15 protein-coding genes, 1 tRNA gene and 1 pseudogene are annotated in these 14,336 nt (G+C 68.0%); 7 read left to right on the plus strand and 10 right to left on the minus strand.

Translation table 11 applies throughout. From position 1 onward, the window contains the following. Positions 1-68: 68 nt before the first annotated feature. The 3 genes from NYP18_RS08060 to NYP18_RS08070 form a co-directional block, all read right to left on the minus strand. Positions 69-701: an HAD-IA family hydrolase gene (locus tag NYP18_RS08060; protein WP_259427673.1), complete on the minus strand. Its 633-nt coding sequence runs from the start codon at positions 699-701 to the stop codon at positions 69-71. Between the two features lie 10 nt (positions 702-711). Beyond that, positions 712-1,416, minus strand: a complete 705-nt coding sequence (locus tag NYP18_RS08065) for a nucleotidyltransferase family protein (RefSeq protein ID WP_259427674.1) — start codon at positions 1,414-1,416, stop codon at positions 712-714. Positions 1,417-1,486: 70 nt separating this feature from the next. Next, a tRNA-Thr gene (locus NYP18_RS08070) sits at positions 1,487-1,559 on the minus strand. Between the two features lie 90 nt (positions 1,560-1,649). Between NYP18_RS08070 and thrE the strand changes: the two genes are divergently transcribed. The 6 genes and pseudogenes from thrE (at position 1,650) to NYP18_RS08100 (ending at position 6,987) form a co-directional block, all read left to right on the plus strand. Then, complete coding sequence (gene thrE, locus NYP18_RS08075) at positions 1,650-3,155, plus strand: threonine/serine exporter ThrE (protein ID WP_259427676.1); 1,506 nt, start codon at positions 1,650-1,652, stop codon at positions 3,153-3,155. Positions 3,156-3,207: 52 nt separating this feature from the next. Beyond that, a complete protein-coding gene (locus NYP18_RS08080; RefSeq protein ID WP_259427677.1) occupies positions 3,208-3,558 on the plus strand; it encodes a hypothetical protein in 351 nt (116 codons plus the stop codon). A 10-nt stretch (positions 3,559-3,568) separates the two neighbouring features. Next, positions 3,569-4,984, plus strand: coding sequence for an alpha,alpha-trehalose-phosphate synthase (UDP-forming) (locus NYP18_RS08085; protein WP_259427678.1), 1,416 nt, complete (start codon positions 3,569-3,571; stop codon positions 4,982-4,984). After that, positions 4,981-5,448: a hypothetical protein gene (locus tag NYP18_RS08090; RefSeq protein WP_259427679.1), complete on the plus strand. Its 468-nt coding sequence runs from the start codon at positions 4,981-4,983 to the stop codon at positions 5,446-5,448. The genes NYP18_RS08085 and NYP18_RS08090 overlap by 4 nt, the downstream gene beginning before the upstream one ends. 228 nt (positions 5,449-5,676) lie before the next feature. Then, positions 5,677-6,414, plus strand: a pseudogene (gene otsB, locus NYP18_RS08095) (trehalose-phosphatase); the annotation flags it as partial. Positions 6,415-6,492: 78 nt separating this feature from the next. Then, positions 6,493-6,987 (plus strand): TIGR03086 family metal-binding protein, encoded by a 495-nt coding sequence (locus NYP18_RS08100; RefSeq protein ID WP_259427830.1) that lies wholly within the window; start codon positions 6,493-6,495, stop codon positions 6,985-6,987. Here NYP18_RS08100 and NYP18_RS08105 read toward each other — a convergent pair. Beyond that, positions 6,984-7,535, minus strand: coding sequence for an HdeD family acid-resistance protein (locus tag NYP18_RS08105; protein ID WP_259427680.1), 552 nt, complete (start codon positions 7,533-7,535; stop codon positions 6,984-6,986). The genes NYP18_RS08100 and NYP18_RS08105 overlap by 4 nt on opposite strands. Before the next feature lie 90 nt (positions 7,536-7,625). Then, entirely contained in the window at positions 7,626-8,726 is a 1,101-nt protein-coding gene (locus NYP18_RS08110) for a LacI family DNA-binding transcriptional regulator (RefSeq protein ID WP_259427681.1), read from the minus strand. Positions 8,727-8,766: 40 nt separating this feature from the next. On the opposite strand from NYP18_RS08110, the gene NYP18_RS08115 reads away from it, so the two are divergent. Further along, the gene (locus NYP18_RS08115) at positions 8,767-9,627 is read left to right on the plus strand and encodes a CE1 family esterase (RefSeq protein WP_259427683.1); all 861 of its coding nucleotides are present in this window, start codon (positions 8,767-8,769) and stop codon (positions 9,625-9,627) included. A gap of 224 nt (positions 9,628-9,851) precedes the next feature. On the opposite strand, the gene rlmB is transcribed toward NYP18_RS08115, so the two are convergent. The 5 genes from rlmB to ispD all read right to left on the minus strand — a co-directional run bounded on the left by rlmB (position 9,852) and on the right by ispD (position 14,329). Beyond that, positions 9,852-10,811 carry a 23S rRNA (guanosine(2251)-2'-O)-methyltransferase RlmB gene (gene rlmB, locus NYP18_RS08120; protein ID WP_259427684.1) on the minus strand — a complete coding sequence of 320 codons (960 nt, stop codon included), beginning with the start codon at positions 10,809-10,811 and terminating at the stop codon, positions 9,852-9,854. A gap of 10 nt (positions 10,812-10,821) precedes the next feature. Further along, complete coding sequence (gene cysS, locus NYP18_RS08125) at positions 10,822-12,213, minus strand: cysteine--tRNA ligase (protein ID WP_259427686.1); 1,392 nt, start codon at positions 12,211-12,213, stop codon at positions 10,822-10,824. Between the two features lie 35 nt (positions 12,214-12,248). After that, the gene (gene nagB / locus NYP18_RS08130; RefSeq protein WP_259427687.1) at positions 12,249-13,016 is read right to left on the minus strand and encodes a glucosamine-6-phosphate deaminase; all 768 of its coding nucleotides are present in this window, start codon (positions 13,014-13,016) and stop codon (positions 12,249-12,251) included. A gap of 88 nt (positions 13,017-13,104) precedes the next feature. After that, positions 13,105-13,593: a 2-C-methyl-D-erythritol 2,4-cyclodiphosphate synthase gene (ispF, locus tag NYP18_RS08135; protein ID WP_259427689.1), complete on the minus strand. Its 489-nt coding sequence runs from the start codon at positions 13,591-13,593 to the stop codon at positions 13,105-13,107. After that, a complete protein-coding gene (gene ispD, locus NYP18_RS08140) occupies positions 13,586-14,329 on the minus strand; it encodes a 2-C-methyl-D-erythritol 4-phosphate cytidylyltransferase (RefSeq protein ID WP_259427690.1) in 744 nt (247 codons plus the stop codon). The genes ispF and ispD overlap by 8 nt, the downstream gene beginning before the upstream one ends. Between the last annotated feature and the right edge of the window lie 7 nt (positions 14,330-14,336).

Raw genomic sequence — 14,336 nt, forward strand, 5'->3', positions numbered from 1 at the left:
GCCCTGCCCACCCGGGCCTCCCTGCACCACGCGGCTGGCCGACAGCACGAGCCCGGTGCCACCACCCTCTAGAAGATGACCCGGGTGCCTCCGTCGACGGGGGTGACGGTGACATGGCTGAGGTCGGGAACCAGGTCATAGCCTTCCAACTCGGCCGGGTCGTGGGAGGTGGCGACGGCGAGGACCCCGCCGCCGGCCGCACGTCCCGCCTGTAGGCCGGCCGGTGCATCCTCGATGACCAGACAGACGCGCGGATCCACCCCGAGACGGGAGGCCGCCAGCAGGTACCCCTCCGGATCGGGTTTGCCGCGGGAGACCTCCTCGGAGGTGACCATCACGTCCGGGACCGGCAATCCGCAGGCCTCCATGCGCGCGGTCATCAGCGGCCGGTCCCCCGAGGTCACCGCCGCCCACCGGTCGCGGGGCAGTGCAGAGAGGATCTCGACGGTCGCGGGCAGCGCCCGCACCGTGTGCATGGTCTCCAGCTCGAGGACGCGCATGTCGGCGAGCGCGGTGTCGATACGCTCCTCCGGGATGAGCTCCGCCAGGGTGTCGCGGCTGCGTCGACCATGGCTGATGGACATGATGTGGTCACCGTCGAGATCGTTCGCGGCCGCCCAGGTCCGCAACACGTAGTCCACTGAGCTGGTGGAGTCCACGAGAGTGCCGTCGATGTCGAAGAGGATGGCCTCATAGATCATGGTGCTCAGCCTAGCGATGATGTTCGTCAGGGGTCAGGCTGTCAGTATCTCCGCCAGAACGCCTTCCTGGAAAGCCCGCGCCTGCCGGCCTGTGGGCGGGAGCTTGCCGGAGCGTGCAGCAATGGACTGCTCGATCACCCCGCCCGGCTGGTAGCCGGCGGCCCGCGTCGACTTTGGACAGCCACCTTCCGTGACGATGCCGGACCAGCGCCCGGCAGGCTCCCAGAACCGCGTCATCGGCATGGCCGGACTGCGCCATCCACCAGTGCAGCGAATTGACCAGCAGACCCCGCAGTTCATCCGGTGACAGCTCCGCGAAGACCGCTGCGGCCGGTGGCCCCGCCAGCACCAGGCCACTCTGATGCAGGATGCTGCGGTCCAGTCCGTACCAGAATGCCCCGTCCGCCGCCGGACGGTCCCCCGGGTGCAGGCTCTGCCGGAAGGCCATGTCCGGACCATCGTTCAACTCAAGTTCGAAGCCCGGTTCCGCGGTCCCCGATTGCGCCGCAGCGACGGTGTAGACCACCAGCTCCAGTCCCCGGGCGGGACACGGCAGGCAGCTGTGCCGCATTCGGGCGATCAACTCCCGCTTCACAGCCTCGCTCAGCTGATCGCGGCAGAGCAGGGCGATGTCGATGTCGCTGCGACCGGGGTGGAAGGCGTCCAAGGCCAGGGAGCCGGCGGCATATGCCCCGACGAACTCTGTGCCGAACACCTGCTGGGCTGCCTCAACGAGGGCTTCGAGATAGGGCTCTACAGTGATGTGCCATGGAAGAAAGAAACAGAGCTGGAGACGAGACTTGAACTCGCAACCTACGCATTACAAGTGCGTTGCGCTACCAATTGCGCCACTCCAGCACAGGCAGGAACGGTGATCCCCACCTGTAGTGGATCGTACCCGAGGGGGCGTCCGTGTCAGAAACCGCCCACCCCGCTATTGTGGCGGCAGTGTCCTCCCTGTTCGACCGACTCAGAACGCGCCTGAGCGCGCCGGGGCGAATCGCCACGATTGACGCGGCGAAGGCCGCCCCGCCACCGTCCCCGCTCGCCCCTGTCGATCTGACGGATCAGGCGCAGGTCGCGGCGGTGATGGACCTGGCTGCCCGGATCGGGGACATCCTGTTGTCCTCCGGTACGTCGAATTCGGACACCCGGGCGCAGATCCACACCGTCACCTCTGCCTACGGCCTGCACTACTGCCACGTGGACATCACGATGAACACCATCACGATCTTCACCACCATCGGTACCACCCACAAGACGCCGGTGAACGTGTTCCGGGTGGTGCGGCGGATGACCACGGACTTCTCCCGGCTCTCGGAGGTGGACCGGCTGATCCGGTCGATCCAGGCCGGTGCCACCCCGCCGGAGGTCGCGGAGAAGATTCTCGACGCCCTGGCGGTCAAACCCGCCGCCTACGGCACCTGGACGGCGATCCTGGGCTGGGGGGTGCTGGGTGGTTCCGTCGCGGGCCTGCTGGGTGGTGGTCTCCTGGAGATCATCACGGCCTTCCTCACCGCGGTGCTCATCATGACCCTGAACACCTGGCTGGACCGGCGCGGGCTGCCGTATTTCTTCCAGAATATGCTCGGCGGGATCATCGCCACCCTGCCGGCGGCCGTGATCTACACGGTCGCGGCCGACGCCGGTGTGCGGATCCCGCCGGGGCAGATCATCGCCTCGGGCATCATCGTCCTGCTGGCGGGCCTGACGCTGGTGCAGTCGCTGCAGGACGGGATCACGGGTGCCCCGGTGACGGCTTCGGCCCGCTTCTTCGAGGCGCTGCTGTTCACCGGGGCGATCGTGGCGGGGGTGGGTATCGGCATCCAGGTCTCCGTCCTGATCGGGATGCCGCTGCCACCCCTGGAGACCATGCCCACCACAGGTTTCGCATCCTCGACGGTGCGGGTGATCTCCGGTGGCCTGGCGGCGGCGGGTTTCGCGGTCGCCAGTTACGCGGAGTGGTCCTCGGTGTTCATCTCCGGTCTGACCGCGGTGGCGGGTTCGGCCTTCTACTACCTCCTGCTCGGCCCCCTCGGCGTCGGTCCGGTCATCGGTGCATCGATGGCCGCGGTCGTCATCGGCCTGGCCGGTGGCCTACTGGCCCGGCGTTTCCTCATCCCACCGCTGATCACCGCTGTCGCGGGCATCACACCGCTGCTGCCTGGCCTGTCGGTCTACCGCGGCATGTACGCGATGATGCATGAGCAGACACTCATCGGTTTCACCAGCGTCGTCGTGGCGCTGTCCACAGCCGGCGGGCTGGCGGCGGGCGTGGTGTTGGGCGAGTGGGTGGCCCGTCGACTGCGTCGCCCGCCGCGCCTGAACCCCTACCGCTATTTCCGCACGGCCCGTTCCTTCACGTTCCAGCAGATGGCCCGGCAGAAGAATGCGGTCCGGCGGGCAGATTCCGCGCGTTCCCGTGGGCGCTTGCGCAGATACCCGGGACAGTAGCGTAGAATAGACAGCCTACTGTGCCCTGACCACCACTTTCACAGGAGGATACGTGCCGCCGAAGGTCACTGACACCCGCCCTACTCCCGAGGCTCTGCATGCTGTGGAGGAGAAGACCGCAGCCTCCGCCCGACGCATCGTCGCCACATACTCGCAGGACTTCATGGACGGTGTGACCCTCATGTGCATGCTGGGTGTGGAGCCGAAGGGTCTGGTCTACAAGAAGGTCGCCGACGAGCTGGAGGAGACTGCGCCGACCACGGCGAAGTCCACCCGCAAGGCCACGAAGAAGACCACCAAGAAGACGACCAAGAAAACCACGAAGAAGACGACGAAGAAAACCACCGCCAAGAAGGCCACGAAGAAGACCACCACCGCCAAGAAGACGGCAAAGAAGGCCTAAGCGCCAGGTTATGAGCGGCGACAACAACTTCGTGGTCGTGGCCAACCGCCTGCCGGTTGATCTGGCCACCGCCCCCGACGGCACCCGCACATGGTCTCCCAGCCCCGGTGGGCTGGTCGCCGCGCTCTCCCCTGTCCTGGCCAGCCAGCAGGGCTGTTGGGTGGGATGGCCCGGCATCGCCGATGAGGCCCCCGAACCCTTCCGGACTGATGCGGGCGTGCTCCTGCATCCCGTGCGTCTCACCGGGGCGGATTTCGAGGGTTTCTACGAGGGGTTCTCCAACGCCTCATTGTGGCCGCTCTACCATGATCTGATTGTCACGCCGGTCTACCACCGGCAGTGGTGGGCCACCTACCGCGACGTCAACCTGCGTTTCGCCCAGGAGGTCGCCGAGGTCGCCGCCGAGGGGGCCACAGTCTGGGTGCAGGACTACCAGCTGCAGCTGGTGCCGGGCATTCTGCGGCAGTTGCGCCCCGACCTGCGGATCGGTTTCTTCCTGCACATCCCCTTCCCCGGGCCGGACCTGTTCCGCCAGCTGCCATGGCGCGAGGAGATCATCCGCGGCCTGCTGGGCGCGGACCTCATCGGCTTCCACCTCGAGTCCAACGCCCGCAACTTCCTCGACCTGTGCGCCGTCACCGACGGCCTCACGGTGGCGGGTACTGCTGCGACCAGGTGTATCGACGCCCACGTCACCGGCCACGACGGCCACTGCACCGCCGTGGGTGCCTTCCCCATCTCGATCGACATGGACTCGCTCGGCGAGGGGGTGGGAGGGGGCGTCGATAAGCTCCGTGCGGAGCTGGGGGACCCGGCGACGGTGATCCTCGGTGTCGACCGCCTGGACTACACCAAGGGCATCCTCCAGCGTCTGCTCGCCTTCGAGGAGCTGCTGGAATCAGCAGCGCTCGACCCGGCGACCACTGTGCTCATGCAGGTGGCCACCCCCTCACGGGAACGCATCAAGCAGTACCGCGTGGCCCGTTCCCAGGTGGAGGAGGCCGTGGGCCGGATCAACGGCCGCTTCGGTTCCATGGGCCGGCCGGTCGTGCACTACCTGCACCAGTCGCTGCCGAAAAATGAGCTGCGCACCTACTACGAGGCGGCCGACGTCATGCTGGTCACGCCCTTCAAGGACGGCATGAACCTGGTGGCCAAGGAATACGTCGCCTGCCACGGTGACGGCTCGGGGGCGCTGGTGCTCTCCGAGTTCGCCGGTGCGGCGGTGGAACTCCACGAGGCGAACCTGTGCAACCCCTTCGACCTGGAGTCCATCAAACGCGCACTGCTCACCGCGGTGCAGGGACTGTCGACGAATCCGGACATGATGAAGGAGAAGATGCTGGCCATGCACCGTCAGGTGGCCGAATACGACGTCAACAGGTGGGCGGGAGCCTTCCTCAGCTCCCTGGAGGAGGTCCGGTGAAACGCCTGCTGCTGACGGGTGCCACCGCGGTCGTGCTGGCCCTGTCCGCGTGTACCACGGAACCCACCGCCGAGGTCACGGGCACCTCCTGGCTGGTCACCGACATCTGGACGGTGCCCGGTGAACCCTCCACCCTGCCCCCCGAGGCGGCCGGGCGGGCGCGGCTGGCCTTCGGTGCGCACTCCATGACCGGGCACACCGGCTGCGCGCCGATGCAGGGCACCGTCAGCCTCACCCGCGAGGGTGAGGACACCGATGTGGAGAGCGCCCACACCTTCACCGTCGAACGCCTCGAGGTGGAGGAACCGGCGGCGGACTGCCCGTCTGCCGCGGTGCATGAACAACTGACCGAGCTCATCGAACCCGGAGCGGTCTTCGATGTCCGCCACGACGATAGGGACCTGGTGCTGACGCTGCGCACGGATGCCGTCGACCGGCCCGCCATCGGGCTCGCTGCGGTCTGAGGCCGGGGATTCCGGACGGTTCCTGCTGATGTGTCATGTTGGAAAATACAGGTGCGCGTATTGACGGGCAGCCGCATTTTCCCACCAAAGCCCTGAACTGGGCTTATAAAAATACATGCGTATGCATTTCCCGACTCGGCGTCAACTTTTGCGGGGCCACGTATTTTTCGTCATGACGCGTCAACAACGCCGCAGATCAGCCAGAAACCAATCAATTAGAGTGGGCCCATGAACCTGAGCCCCACCATCACCCGCCTGGCCGAGGCCGGGAGTCTGCTCGTCGTCTCTGATTTCGACGGCACCCTGGCCGGTTTCTCCACCGACATCTACGCGGTGCCCGTCAACCGGGATTCGTTGGCTGCGCTCACCCGGCTCGCCGGGATGCCGGCCACCCACGTCGCGCTGCTGACCGGACGACATCTGGCGGGCCTGGCGAAGGTGTGTGCCCTGCAGGCCCCGGTGGTGCTGGCCGGTTCGCACGGTTCCGAGTCCGCGGAGCACGCCGTGGCGCTGACGGATGGGATGCGCGCGAAGCTGCGGGAGGTGGAGGAGTCGCTGGCTGGTTTCGCCGCACAGCCGGGTACCTCCATCGAAGCCAAGCCCTTCCAGCGGGTGGCGCACGTCGCGGAGCTGGCCGCCACGGATCAGGCGGCGGCGGACAGTTTCCTCGAGGAGACCGCGGCCATTGAGATACCGGGAGTTCGGGTGACCCGCGGGCACAACATCGTGGAATTCTCCGTCAGCACCGCAACGAAGGGCACGTGGCTGGCCGCGGAGATCGAACGTGTGGACCCGGATGTGGCGGTGTTCATCGGCGACGACACCACCGATGAGGACGGTTTCCGGGTGCTGCGCCCGGATGATGTCGGCATCAAGGTCGGCGACGGGGAGACCGCCGCCACCGGGCGCCTCGCCGACATTCCCGCGGTGGCGGAGTGGCTCACCTCGCTTGCCGACGCCCGCGCCACCCACCTCGGACTCCCCCGCCCCGTCGCCGAGCGTTTCGAGGCCGTCGCCGCAGGGTTCTCCGCGGAGGTCCACCGCGTGCACGACTGGTCGGCTGCCACCCCGTGTGCGGGTTGGTCGGCCCGGGACATCGTCAATCACCTGGTCACCTGGTATCCGGCGAATCTGCGCAATGCCGGCATCGACCTGAGTTTCACCCACGACCTGCAGGCTGATCCCGCCGGCACCTGGTTCGCCTTCGTCGAGGCGGTCCGCGGGCTGCTGGCCGATCCGGAGCGTGCCGACGCCGTCTTCACCGCCGGCCCCGACGAAGGCGGGACCGTGGCGCGGGCCACCGCTGGTTTCCTGCTGCCGGACATCTTCATGCACACCTGGGACCTGGCCCGCTCACAGGGCAACGATGTGCGTCTCGACGAGGACTACGCCGCCCGCAACCTCGCCGGGCTGGAATCCCTGGGCGAAGCCCTCCACGAGACAGGACAGTTCGGCCCGCCGGTGTCCGTGTCTCCGGCGGAACCGGCCGGGGTACGTCTGATGGCCTACGTCGGCCGGGACCCCGGCTTCGGGCTTTAGACGGTAACTTCCTCCTTCTCCTTGGCCATCCAGCGCCGGGCCACGCCCGCGCCGAGGATGAACACACCCCACAGGACCGCCAGGATCCCGAGCCATCTGCTCAGGGCGAGGGCCGCCCCGCCGGGGTTGTTGATGAAGATGATGCCCGCCAGGATGAAGCAGACACCGCCGAGCACAAGCAGCCAGCGGGAGGTCTGCCCCTTCTGGGAGAAGGCCGAGACGAACTCGGAGACACCGCGGGCGAGCAGCCAGATCCCGAGGATCCAGGCCAGAGCCACCCCGCTGTCCAGAGGCCGGAAGACGGCCATGAGGCCGGCCACCACCCCGATCACGCCGATGATCCCGAGGAATATCCGGGAGCTGCGGTTCTCCGGGCGGAAGGCGGCGGCGAGAGCGAAGACACCGTCGACCAGCGCGTACCACCCCCAGATGAGCACGAGGGTGAGCACCGTCAGGCCGGGCCAGGCAACGGCGATGACGCCGACTATGACGGCGAGCGCACCGGAGACAATGAGGATGAGGGAGGAACGCCGGGCGAAATCGAGCATGATCTCTGTCCTTGCTGGTCACGGGGGAAGGTGATGGAGCTACGGCATATGACTCTCATGCTACTCCGGCGCTCCCTACCCACCCGGGAATCAGTCCCGCGGCGGTGCGACAGTCCTACCCGCGTGGAAGGTGGTGGGCAGGATCTGGCGGGGTGGCGGGTCGGGGGGAGGTTGGTCGGCCAGGTGGGCGTCGATGAGTGAGAGCAGCATCCGGCCCGCGGCGGTACCCTTCTCCTTGTTCGGCTGGATGACGGTGGTCAGGCCGAGGATCAGCGCGTTGCGGATGCCGTCGAAACCGGTCACCGAGAGCTCCTCGGGTACGGAGATGCCGTGATCGCGGGCGTACTCCAGCACACCGAGCGCCATGGAGTCGGTGGTGCACAGCACGGCGGTGAGGTCCGGATGGGTCTCCAGAAGCTCACGCGCGGCGGAGAAACAGTTGGCGTGATCGTTGATGTGGCGGGTGATCACCGGGACCTGGGCCGGATCGATGCCGGCGGCGGCGAATTCATCCAGGGCGCCCAGCACCCGGTCACGCTGTACGTGCAGGGCAGCCTGCGGGAGGGTGGCACGGTCGACGGGGCCGTCCTGGTGTTCGCGCTGCAGCCGGATCGCCAGGATGCCGATACGCCGGTGGCCGGCCTCGACCAGGGCGCGGGCTGCGGGGCGGATGGCTGCGCGGTCGTCGATACCCACGAAGGGGAGGGTGTCGATGCCGGTCGGCTGGTCACAGACCACCAACGGCAGGTGCCGTGCGCAGGCAGCCGAGAGGTGCGGGTCCCCCTCCGCCACCGAGTACACGACCACCCCGTCAACCACGGCACGGCCCACCAGGGCGGAGGCGTCGGTCTCCGAGGGGCCCGCAGGGATGAGCGTCAGGGAGGAATCCGAACCGTGGGTGGCCGCCGCCATGCCGGCCAGGAAATCCACGGAGGCGGCATCCTCGAAGGCATACGTCAGGTCCTCGGTGAGCAGCACCCCGATCGAACCGACCCGGCGCGTACGCAGGGACCTGGCCATGGGGTCGGGACCCGGGTATCCGCGGGCGTGTGCTGCTGCGAGGATCCGCTGGCGCAGCTGCGCCGAGAGCTGGTCCGGGTTGTTGTAGGCGTTCGACACCGTCGTCCGCGAAACCCCCAGTTCAGCGGCTAGCGAGGCGAGAGTCCCGCGGCTGCGGGCACGTTTGACCATGCCCCCAACCTAGCAGGGGTGTGCGACTAGACTGTGCGTCGTGAGAAACCGGGAGCCGTACACCGCCGAACGCGTCATCATCCGGCATCAGGGACGTGAGCGGCGTTTCGTCGTGGTCACGCCTGATCAGCTGCCCGCCAGTCCACCGGCGCTGCTCTATTTCCACGGCTCCCTCCAGAACGGCAACGTCGCCCGCAGCTTCACCGGCCGCATCTTCGATGACATGGCCGCCCGGGTGGGCGCGGTGCTGGTCTACCCCGACGGCGTCGACCGGCATTTCAATGACACCCGCCTGCGTCTGCGGGAGAAGACCCGCGAGCTGAACGTCGACGACGTCGGTTTCACCCGCGCAATCGTGGACTGGCTGGCGGAGCACCGGGGTGTCGACAGGCAGCGGGTCCATGCCTGCGGCTATTCCAACGGCGGTCAGATGGTCATGCGCCTGCTCCACGAGGCCCCCGGCCTTCTCGCCGGCGCCGCCACCTTCGCCGCCACCATGCCCGCCGCCGACAACCGGGTACCCGGTCTCCGTGAGATCAGTGTGCCCACGCCCTACCTGGCGATGCACGGGACCGCCGACCGCATCGTGCCCTACGACGGCGGGATCGCCGGACTCGACCCGGCACACTCCCGGGGCGTGCTCATCTCCGCGTGGGAATCAGCGGGGTACTTCGCCACCGCCAACGGCCTGGGCGAGGCTGACCACACGATGGTCACCGGCCCGGCGGGTGTGACCGTCGACCGCTGGGCACGCGAAGGTGCACCCACGGTTGAGCTGTGGAGCATCGAGGGCATGGGTCATGTCGTGCCCACCCCGAAGCAGCTGCCCGGGAGCATCGGTCCGGGTACGGATGCGGTCATCGCCTCGGAGGTGCTGGCCCGCTTCTTCGGCTGGGACTGAGGGGCGGGTCCGGCAGGGCCGGTACGCAGCACCGGGCTGCGCGTGAGATTTTCAGGTCAGATATTCAGGCGCCTGAAAACCTCACCTCACGCCTTCGCCGAGCAGGGGGAACACGGCGGCGGTCAGCGATTCAGGCGAGATTTTCAGGCCCGCCCCGACAGACAGCAGCGCCCGGGCTCACCCACGTGGATGAGCTCGGGCGGATAACTCCTCCAGGAGAGGACCTATTTGGTTGCGGCTGCTCCCCCGGCAGCCCGACGCTGGCGGGCGAACTCGGAGAGCACCACACCCGCGGCCACGGAGGCGTTGAGTGACTCGACCCAGTCGGTCATGGGCACGGACATGATGACGTCGCAGTTCTCCCGCACCAGGCGCGAGATGCCCTTGCCCTCGGAACCGACGACGATGACCACCGGGTCGGTGCCGCCGTCGTAGGTGTCGAGGGTGTGTTCACCGCCGGCGTCGAGGCCGACGACCTGGTAGCCGTTGCGCTGGAATTCCTGCAGCGTGCGGGTGAGGTTGACCTCACGCGCAACGGGCAGACGGGCGGCGGTGCCGGCGGAGGTCCGCCAGGTCACACCGGTCACGGAGGCGGAACGCCGCTCCGGGATGACCACGCCGTGGCCACCGAAGGCGGCGACGGAACGGATGACGGCGCCGAGGTTGCGGGTGTCGGTGATGTTGTCCAGCACGACGAACATGCCCGGCTCACCGGTGTCGGCGACACTGGAGATCAGGGTGTGCACGTCGGTGTACTTGAACGGCGGAATCTGCAGGCCGATGCCCTGGTGCAGGCCGTTGCCGGTCATCTTGTCCAGCTCGAAGCGTGGGACCTCGGTGATGGAGATGCCGCGGCTGGTGGCCAGCTGGACGGCTTCGGAGAGGCGGTCATCGGCGCCCGTGCCCTCGGCGACGTAGAGGGTGGTGGCGGGCACCTTGGCGTGGAGGCACTCGATGACGGGGTTGCGGCCCACGACCAGCTCGAAGGTGTTCTCCTTCACGTGGCGGCCGGAGGCACGGCGCTCGGCGGTCCGCTTGCGCTTGTGGGCGGCGTGGTATTCACGGTCCTCCGCCCTGGGGGTGGGGCCCTTGCCCTTCAGTCCGCGGCGGATCTGCCCGCCGGAGCCCTTCTGGGCGCCTTTCTTGTTGGTGCGTCGTGCCCCGGGTCGTCCCTGGTTGGCCATATGTTTCCTTCTAGTTCTTCAGCGACCACGAGGGGCCGTCGGGGGTGTCGGTGACGTCGATGCCGGCGGCGATCAGTCGATCGCGGACGGCGTCGGCGGTGGCCCAGTCCTTCTCGGTCCGGGCGGTGGTGCGTCTTTCGAGTTCGGCGGCGACGAGCACGTCGAGAGCCTGCAGGGGGGCGTCGCTGGTCTGCGTTCCACCGGCCCAGCGCTCATCCTGCGGATCGACGCCGAGCACTGCGGTCATGGCACGGACCCCGGCGGCGATGCCGGCGGCGTCGTCCGTGCGGCCTTCCGCGAGGGCGGTGTTGCCCGCGCGGACAGCGTTGTGGATCTCGGCGAGAGCGCGGGGTACGGAGATGTCATCGTCCATGGCCTCGGCGAAGGCTTCGGTCCAGGTGCCCACCTCGACAGGGCCGACGCGGCCGAGGAAGTCCTCGATGCGCCGGTAGGCGGTGGCCGCCTCCTGCAGGGCAGCCTCAGAGTACTCCAGCACGCTGCGGTAGTGCGCGGAGCCCAGGTAGTAGCGCAGTTCGACGGGGCGGACGAGTTCGAGCAGGTGCGGGACGGAGAGGACGTTGCCCAACGATTTGGACATCTTCTCACCCGCCATGGTGACCCAGTGGTTGTGCATCCAGTAGTTGGCGAAGTCATCACCCGCGGCATGCGCCTGGGCGATCTCGTTCTCGTGGTGCGGGAACTGCAGGTCCAGACCGCCGCCGTGGATGTCGAAGGTGTCGCCGAGGTACCAGGTCGCCATGGCGGAGCACTCCAGGTGCCAGCCGGGGCGGCCCTCGCCCCAGGGGGTGGGCCAGGAGGGCTCGCCAGGCTTGGCGGCCTTCCACAGGGCGAAGTCCTGCGGGGAACGCTTGCCCTGGTTGTCGGTCTCCCCCTGCTCCATCTCCTCCACCCGGTTGCCCGAGAGCGCACCGTAGTCGGAATCTTCGGTGGACACCCAGGCGGCGACGTCGAAGTAGACGGAGCCGGCGGCCTCGTAGGCGAAGCCGCGGTCCATGAGGCGCTGCATGTAGGTGATCATCTGGGTGACATGCCCGGTGGCGCGGGGTTCCACGGAAGGCGGCAGCACATTCAGCTGGTCATAGGCCCAGGTGAAGGCCCGCTCGTGCGTGGACACCCACTCCCACCAGGGACGGCCGTGCTCTGCGGCCTTGGTGAGGATCTTGTCGTCGATGTCGGTGACATTACGGACGAATGCGACGTCCAGCCCCTTCACCACCAGCCACCGGCGCAGGATGTCGAAGGCCACGCCGGAACGGACGTGACCGATGTGCGGCTGGGACTGCGGGGTGGCACCACACAGGTAGATCGAGGCGTGTCCTTCCCTGACGGGGACGAAGTCACGCAGCGACCGGGTGGCGGTGTCGAAGATACGGAGAGTCACACCTACATATCCTAGACGAGCCCTTCTGGAGCGCATCAGACCTTCAGGGGGTTGGCCTCAGCGAAGCGGTAGTACTCCAGGTTCTTCAGCCCGCTGGCGGCGGCCTCATCGATGATGACGGTGGCGTTGTTGTGCAGCTGCAGCACCGAGGCGGGGCACATCGTGGTCAGCGGGCCCTCGGCCAGGCAGGCCACGGCGGCGGCCTTGTGCTGGCCGGTGGCCAACAGCACCAGGTGGCCGGCACGGCGGATGGTGCCCAGGCCCTGGGTGAGGACGTGGACCGGCACGTCTTCGGCGGTGTCGAAGAAGCGGGCGTTGTCGGCGATGGTCTGCGGATGCAGGGTGGTCACGTGGGTGGGCATTGTCAGGGCGGTACCCGGCTCGTTGAAACCTATGTGGCCGTTGGTGCCTACACCGAGGAGCTGGACACCGATGCCGCCGGCATTCACGATCGCATGCTCATAGGTGTCGGCCGCGGCGTGAGGGTCGGCAGCCATGCCGTCGGGGCTGGCGACCAGGGCATCATCGATGTCGATGTGGGCGGTGAACTCATGGCGGATGGTGTGGTGGTAGCTCTGCTCGTGCTCCGGGGCCAGACCGATGTACTCGTCGAGGAGAAACGCCCGGCAGTCAGCGAAGCTGACCTCACCGGCATTATGGCGCCGGATGAGTTCCTGGTACGTGGCCACGGGGGTGGAGCCGGTGGCGAGACCCAGCGTGGCGCCTCTTCGGATATGAGGCACAACGATGTCTGCCGCGGCTACCGCGACCTCGTCTGCGGTGGGACGGATGATGATGCGCATGTGGCGGGGAATCCTTCAGGTGCCGAAAATCTCTGATCCTGCTAGATAATACGGACCGGAACCTGATCCGCCCGATCACCCACCCGTCCTAACCCCGTCTGTGCCACACGAGGGCGGTGGCGACGGCGGCCCGCCCCTCCCCCCGGCCGGTGAAACCCATGTGGTCGGTGGTCGTGGCGGAGACGGACACCGGGGCCCCGAGGATCCCGGAGAGGACCTCCTCCGCCTCTCCGCGCCGCGGCCCCATCTTCGGGCTCTGCCCCACCAACTGGGCGGCGGCGTTGCCGATGACGAAGCCGGCGGCCTCGACGGCCTCCCGCGCCTCGTGCAGCAGCTGCGCACCGGAGACACCGTCGTACTCCTTCCGGCCCACCCCGACGAGCGTTCCCAGGTCACCGAGGCCCGCCGCGGAGAGCAGGGCGTCGACGATGGCGTGGGCGACGACGTCACCGTCGGAATGCCCCTCGCAGCCGTCGACCCCCTCGAAGAGCAGGCCGGCGATCCAGCAGGGTTTACCGGCCTCGATCTGGTGGGCGTCGGTGGCCACACCGACGCGGGGGATGATCAGGTTATTCACTGGGTACCTCGAAGATCGTGGGCTCGGCCTCATCGGTGATGGTGCGCGCGAGGGTCATGTCGATGGGGGTGGTCACCTTGAAGGCCATGGGATCGCCCTGCACCGTGACCACCGGGACGCCGTGCCACTCCATGAGGGAGGCGTCGTCGGTGGCCACGAAACCGGGGTCGGCGGAGGCGAAATAGGACTCATTGGCGGCCCGCAGACTGCTGAGCAGGAAACCCTGGGGGGTCTGCACCGCCCGCAGCCCGGCGCGGTCGGGGGTGCCCACCACCGTGCCGTCAGCGTCGACCTGTTTGATGGTGTCGGCCACCGGCAGGACGGGCACCGCCGCGGGTGCGCCCTCAAGCACGCGGCGGGCGACGCGGGCGATCATTCCGGGCGGGGTCAGGGCACGGGCGGCGTCATGGATGAGTACCACGGCCTCCCCGGCGCTGATGGTCCGCAGGCCCGCCCAGACGCTGTCGGCACGTTCCCCACCGCCGTGGGCGAGGTGGACGGGCACGCCGGTGGCGGCGGCGTCGAGAAGCCCAGCCTGGTCGAGCAGCTCCTCGGCGTAATCCTCCATGTCGGGGCTGACCAGCACGATGATCTCATCGACCACCGCGGAGTTGATCATCGCCGCCACCGAGCGTTCCACCAGGGAACGACCACGCAGGCGCACGAAGGCCTTGGGGATGGCCGCCCCCAGCCGGGTCCCCCGACCGGCGGCGGCGACGAGCGCGATGACCCTCACGGACGGG

Origin of the sequence: Corynebacterium lemuris, from assembly GCF_024919295.1 — a bacterium.
In the GTDB taxonomy this organism is placed as follows: Bacteria; Actinomycetota; Actinomycetes; order Mycobacteriales; family Mycobacteriaceae; genus Corynebacterium; species Corynebacterium lemuris.

Bases quoted from the DNA above. Each gene is read 5' to 3' on its own strand.
- nagB (WP_259427687.1), bottom strand. From the start codon at position 13,016: ATGCGCATCATCATCCGTCCCACCGCAGACGAGGTCGCGGTAGCCGCG.
- NYP18_RS08105 (WP_259427680.1), bottom strand. From the start codon at position 7,535: ATGCTCGATTTCGCCCGGCGTTCCTCCCTCATCCTCATTGTCTCCGGT.
- NYP18_RS08085 (WP_259427678.1), top strand. From the start codon at position 3,569: ATGAGCGGCGACAACAACTTCGTGGTCGTGGCCAACCGCCTGCCGGTT.
- rlmB (WP_259427684.1), bottom strand. From the start codon at position 10,811: ATGGCCAACCAGGGACGACCCGGGGCACGACGCACCAACAAGAAAGGC.
- NYP18_RS08110 (WP_259427681.1), bottom strand. From the start codon at position 8,726: ATGGTCAAACGTGCCCGCAGCCGCGGGACTCTCGCCTCGCTAGCCGCT.
- NYP18_RS08060 (WP_259427673.1), bottom strand. From the start codon at position 701: ATGATCTATGAGGCCATCCTCTTCGACATCGACGGCACTCTCGTGGAC.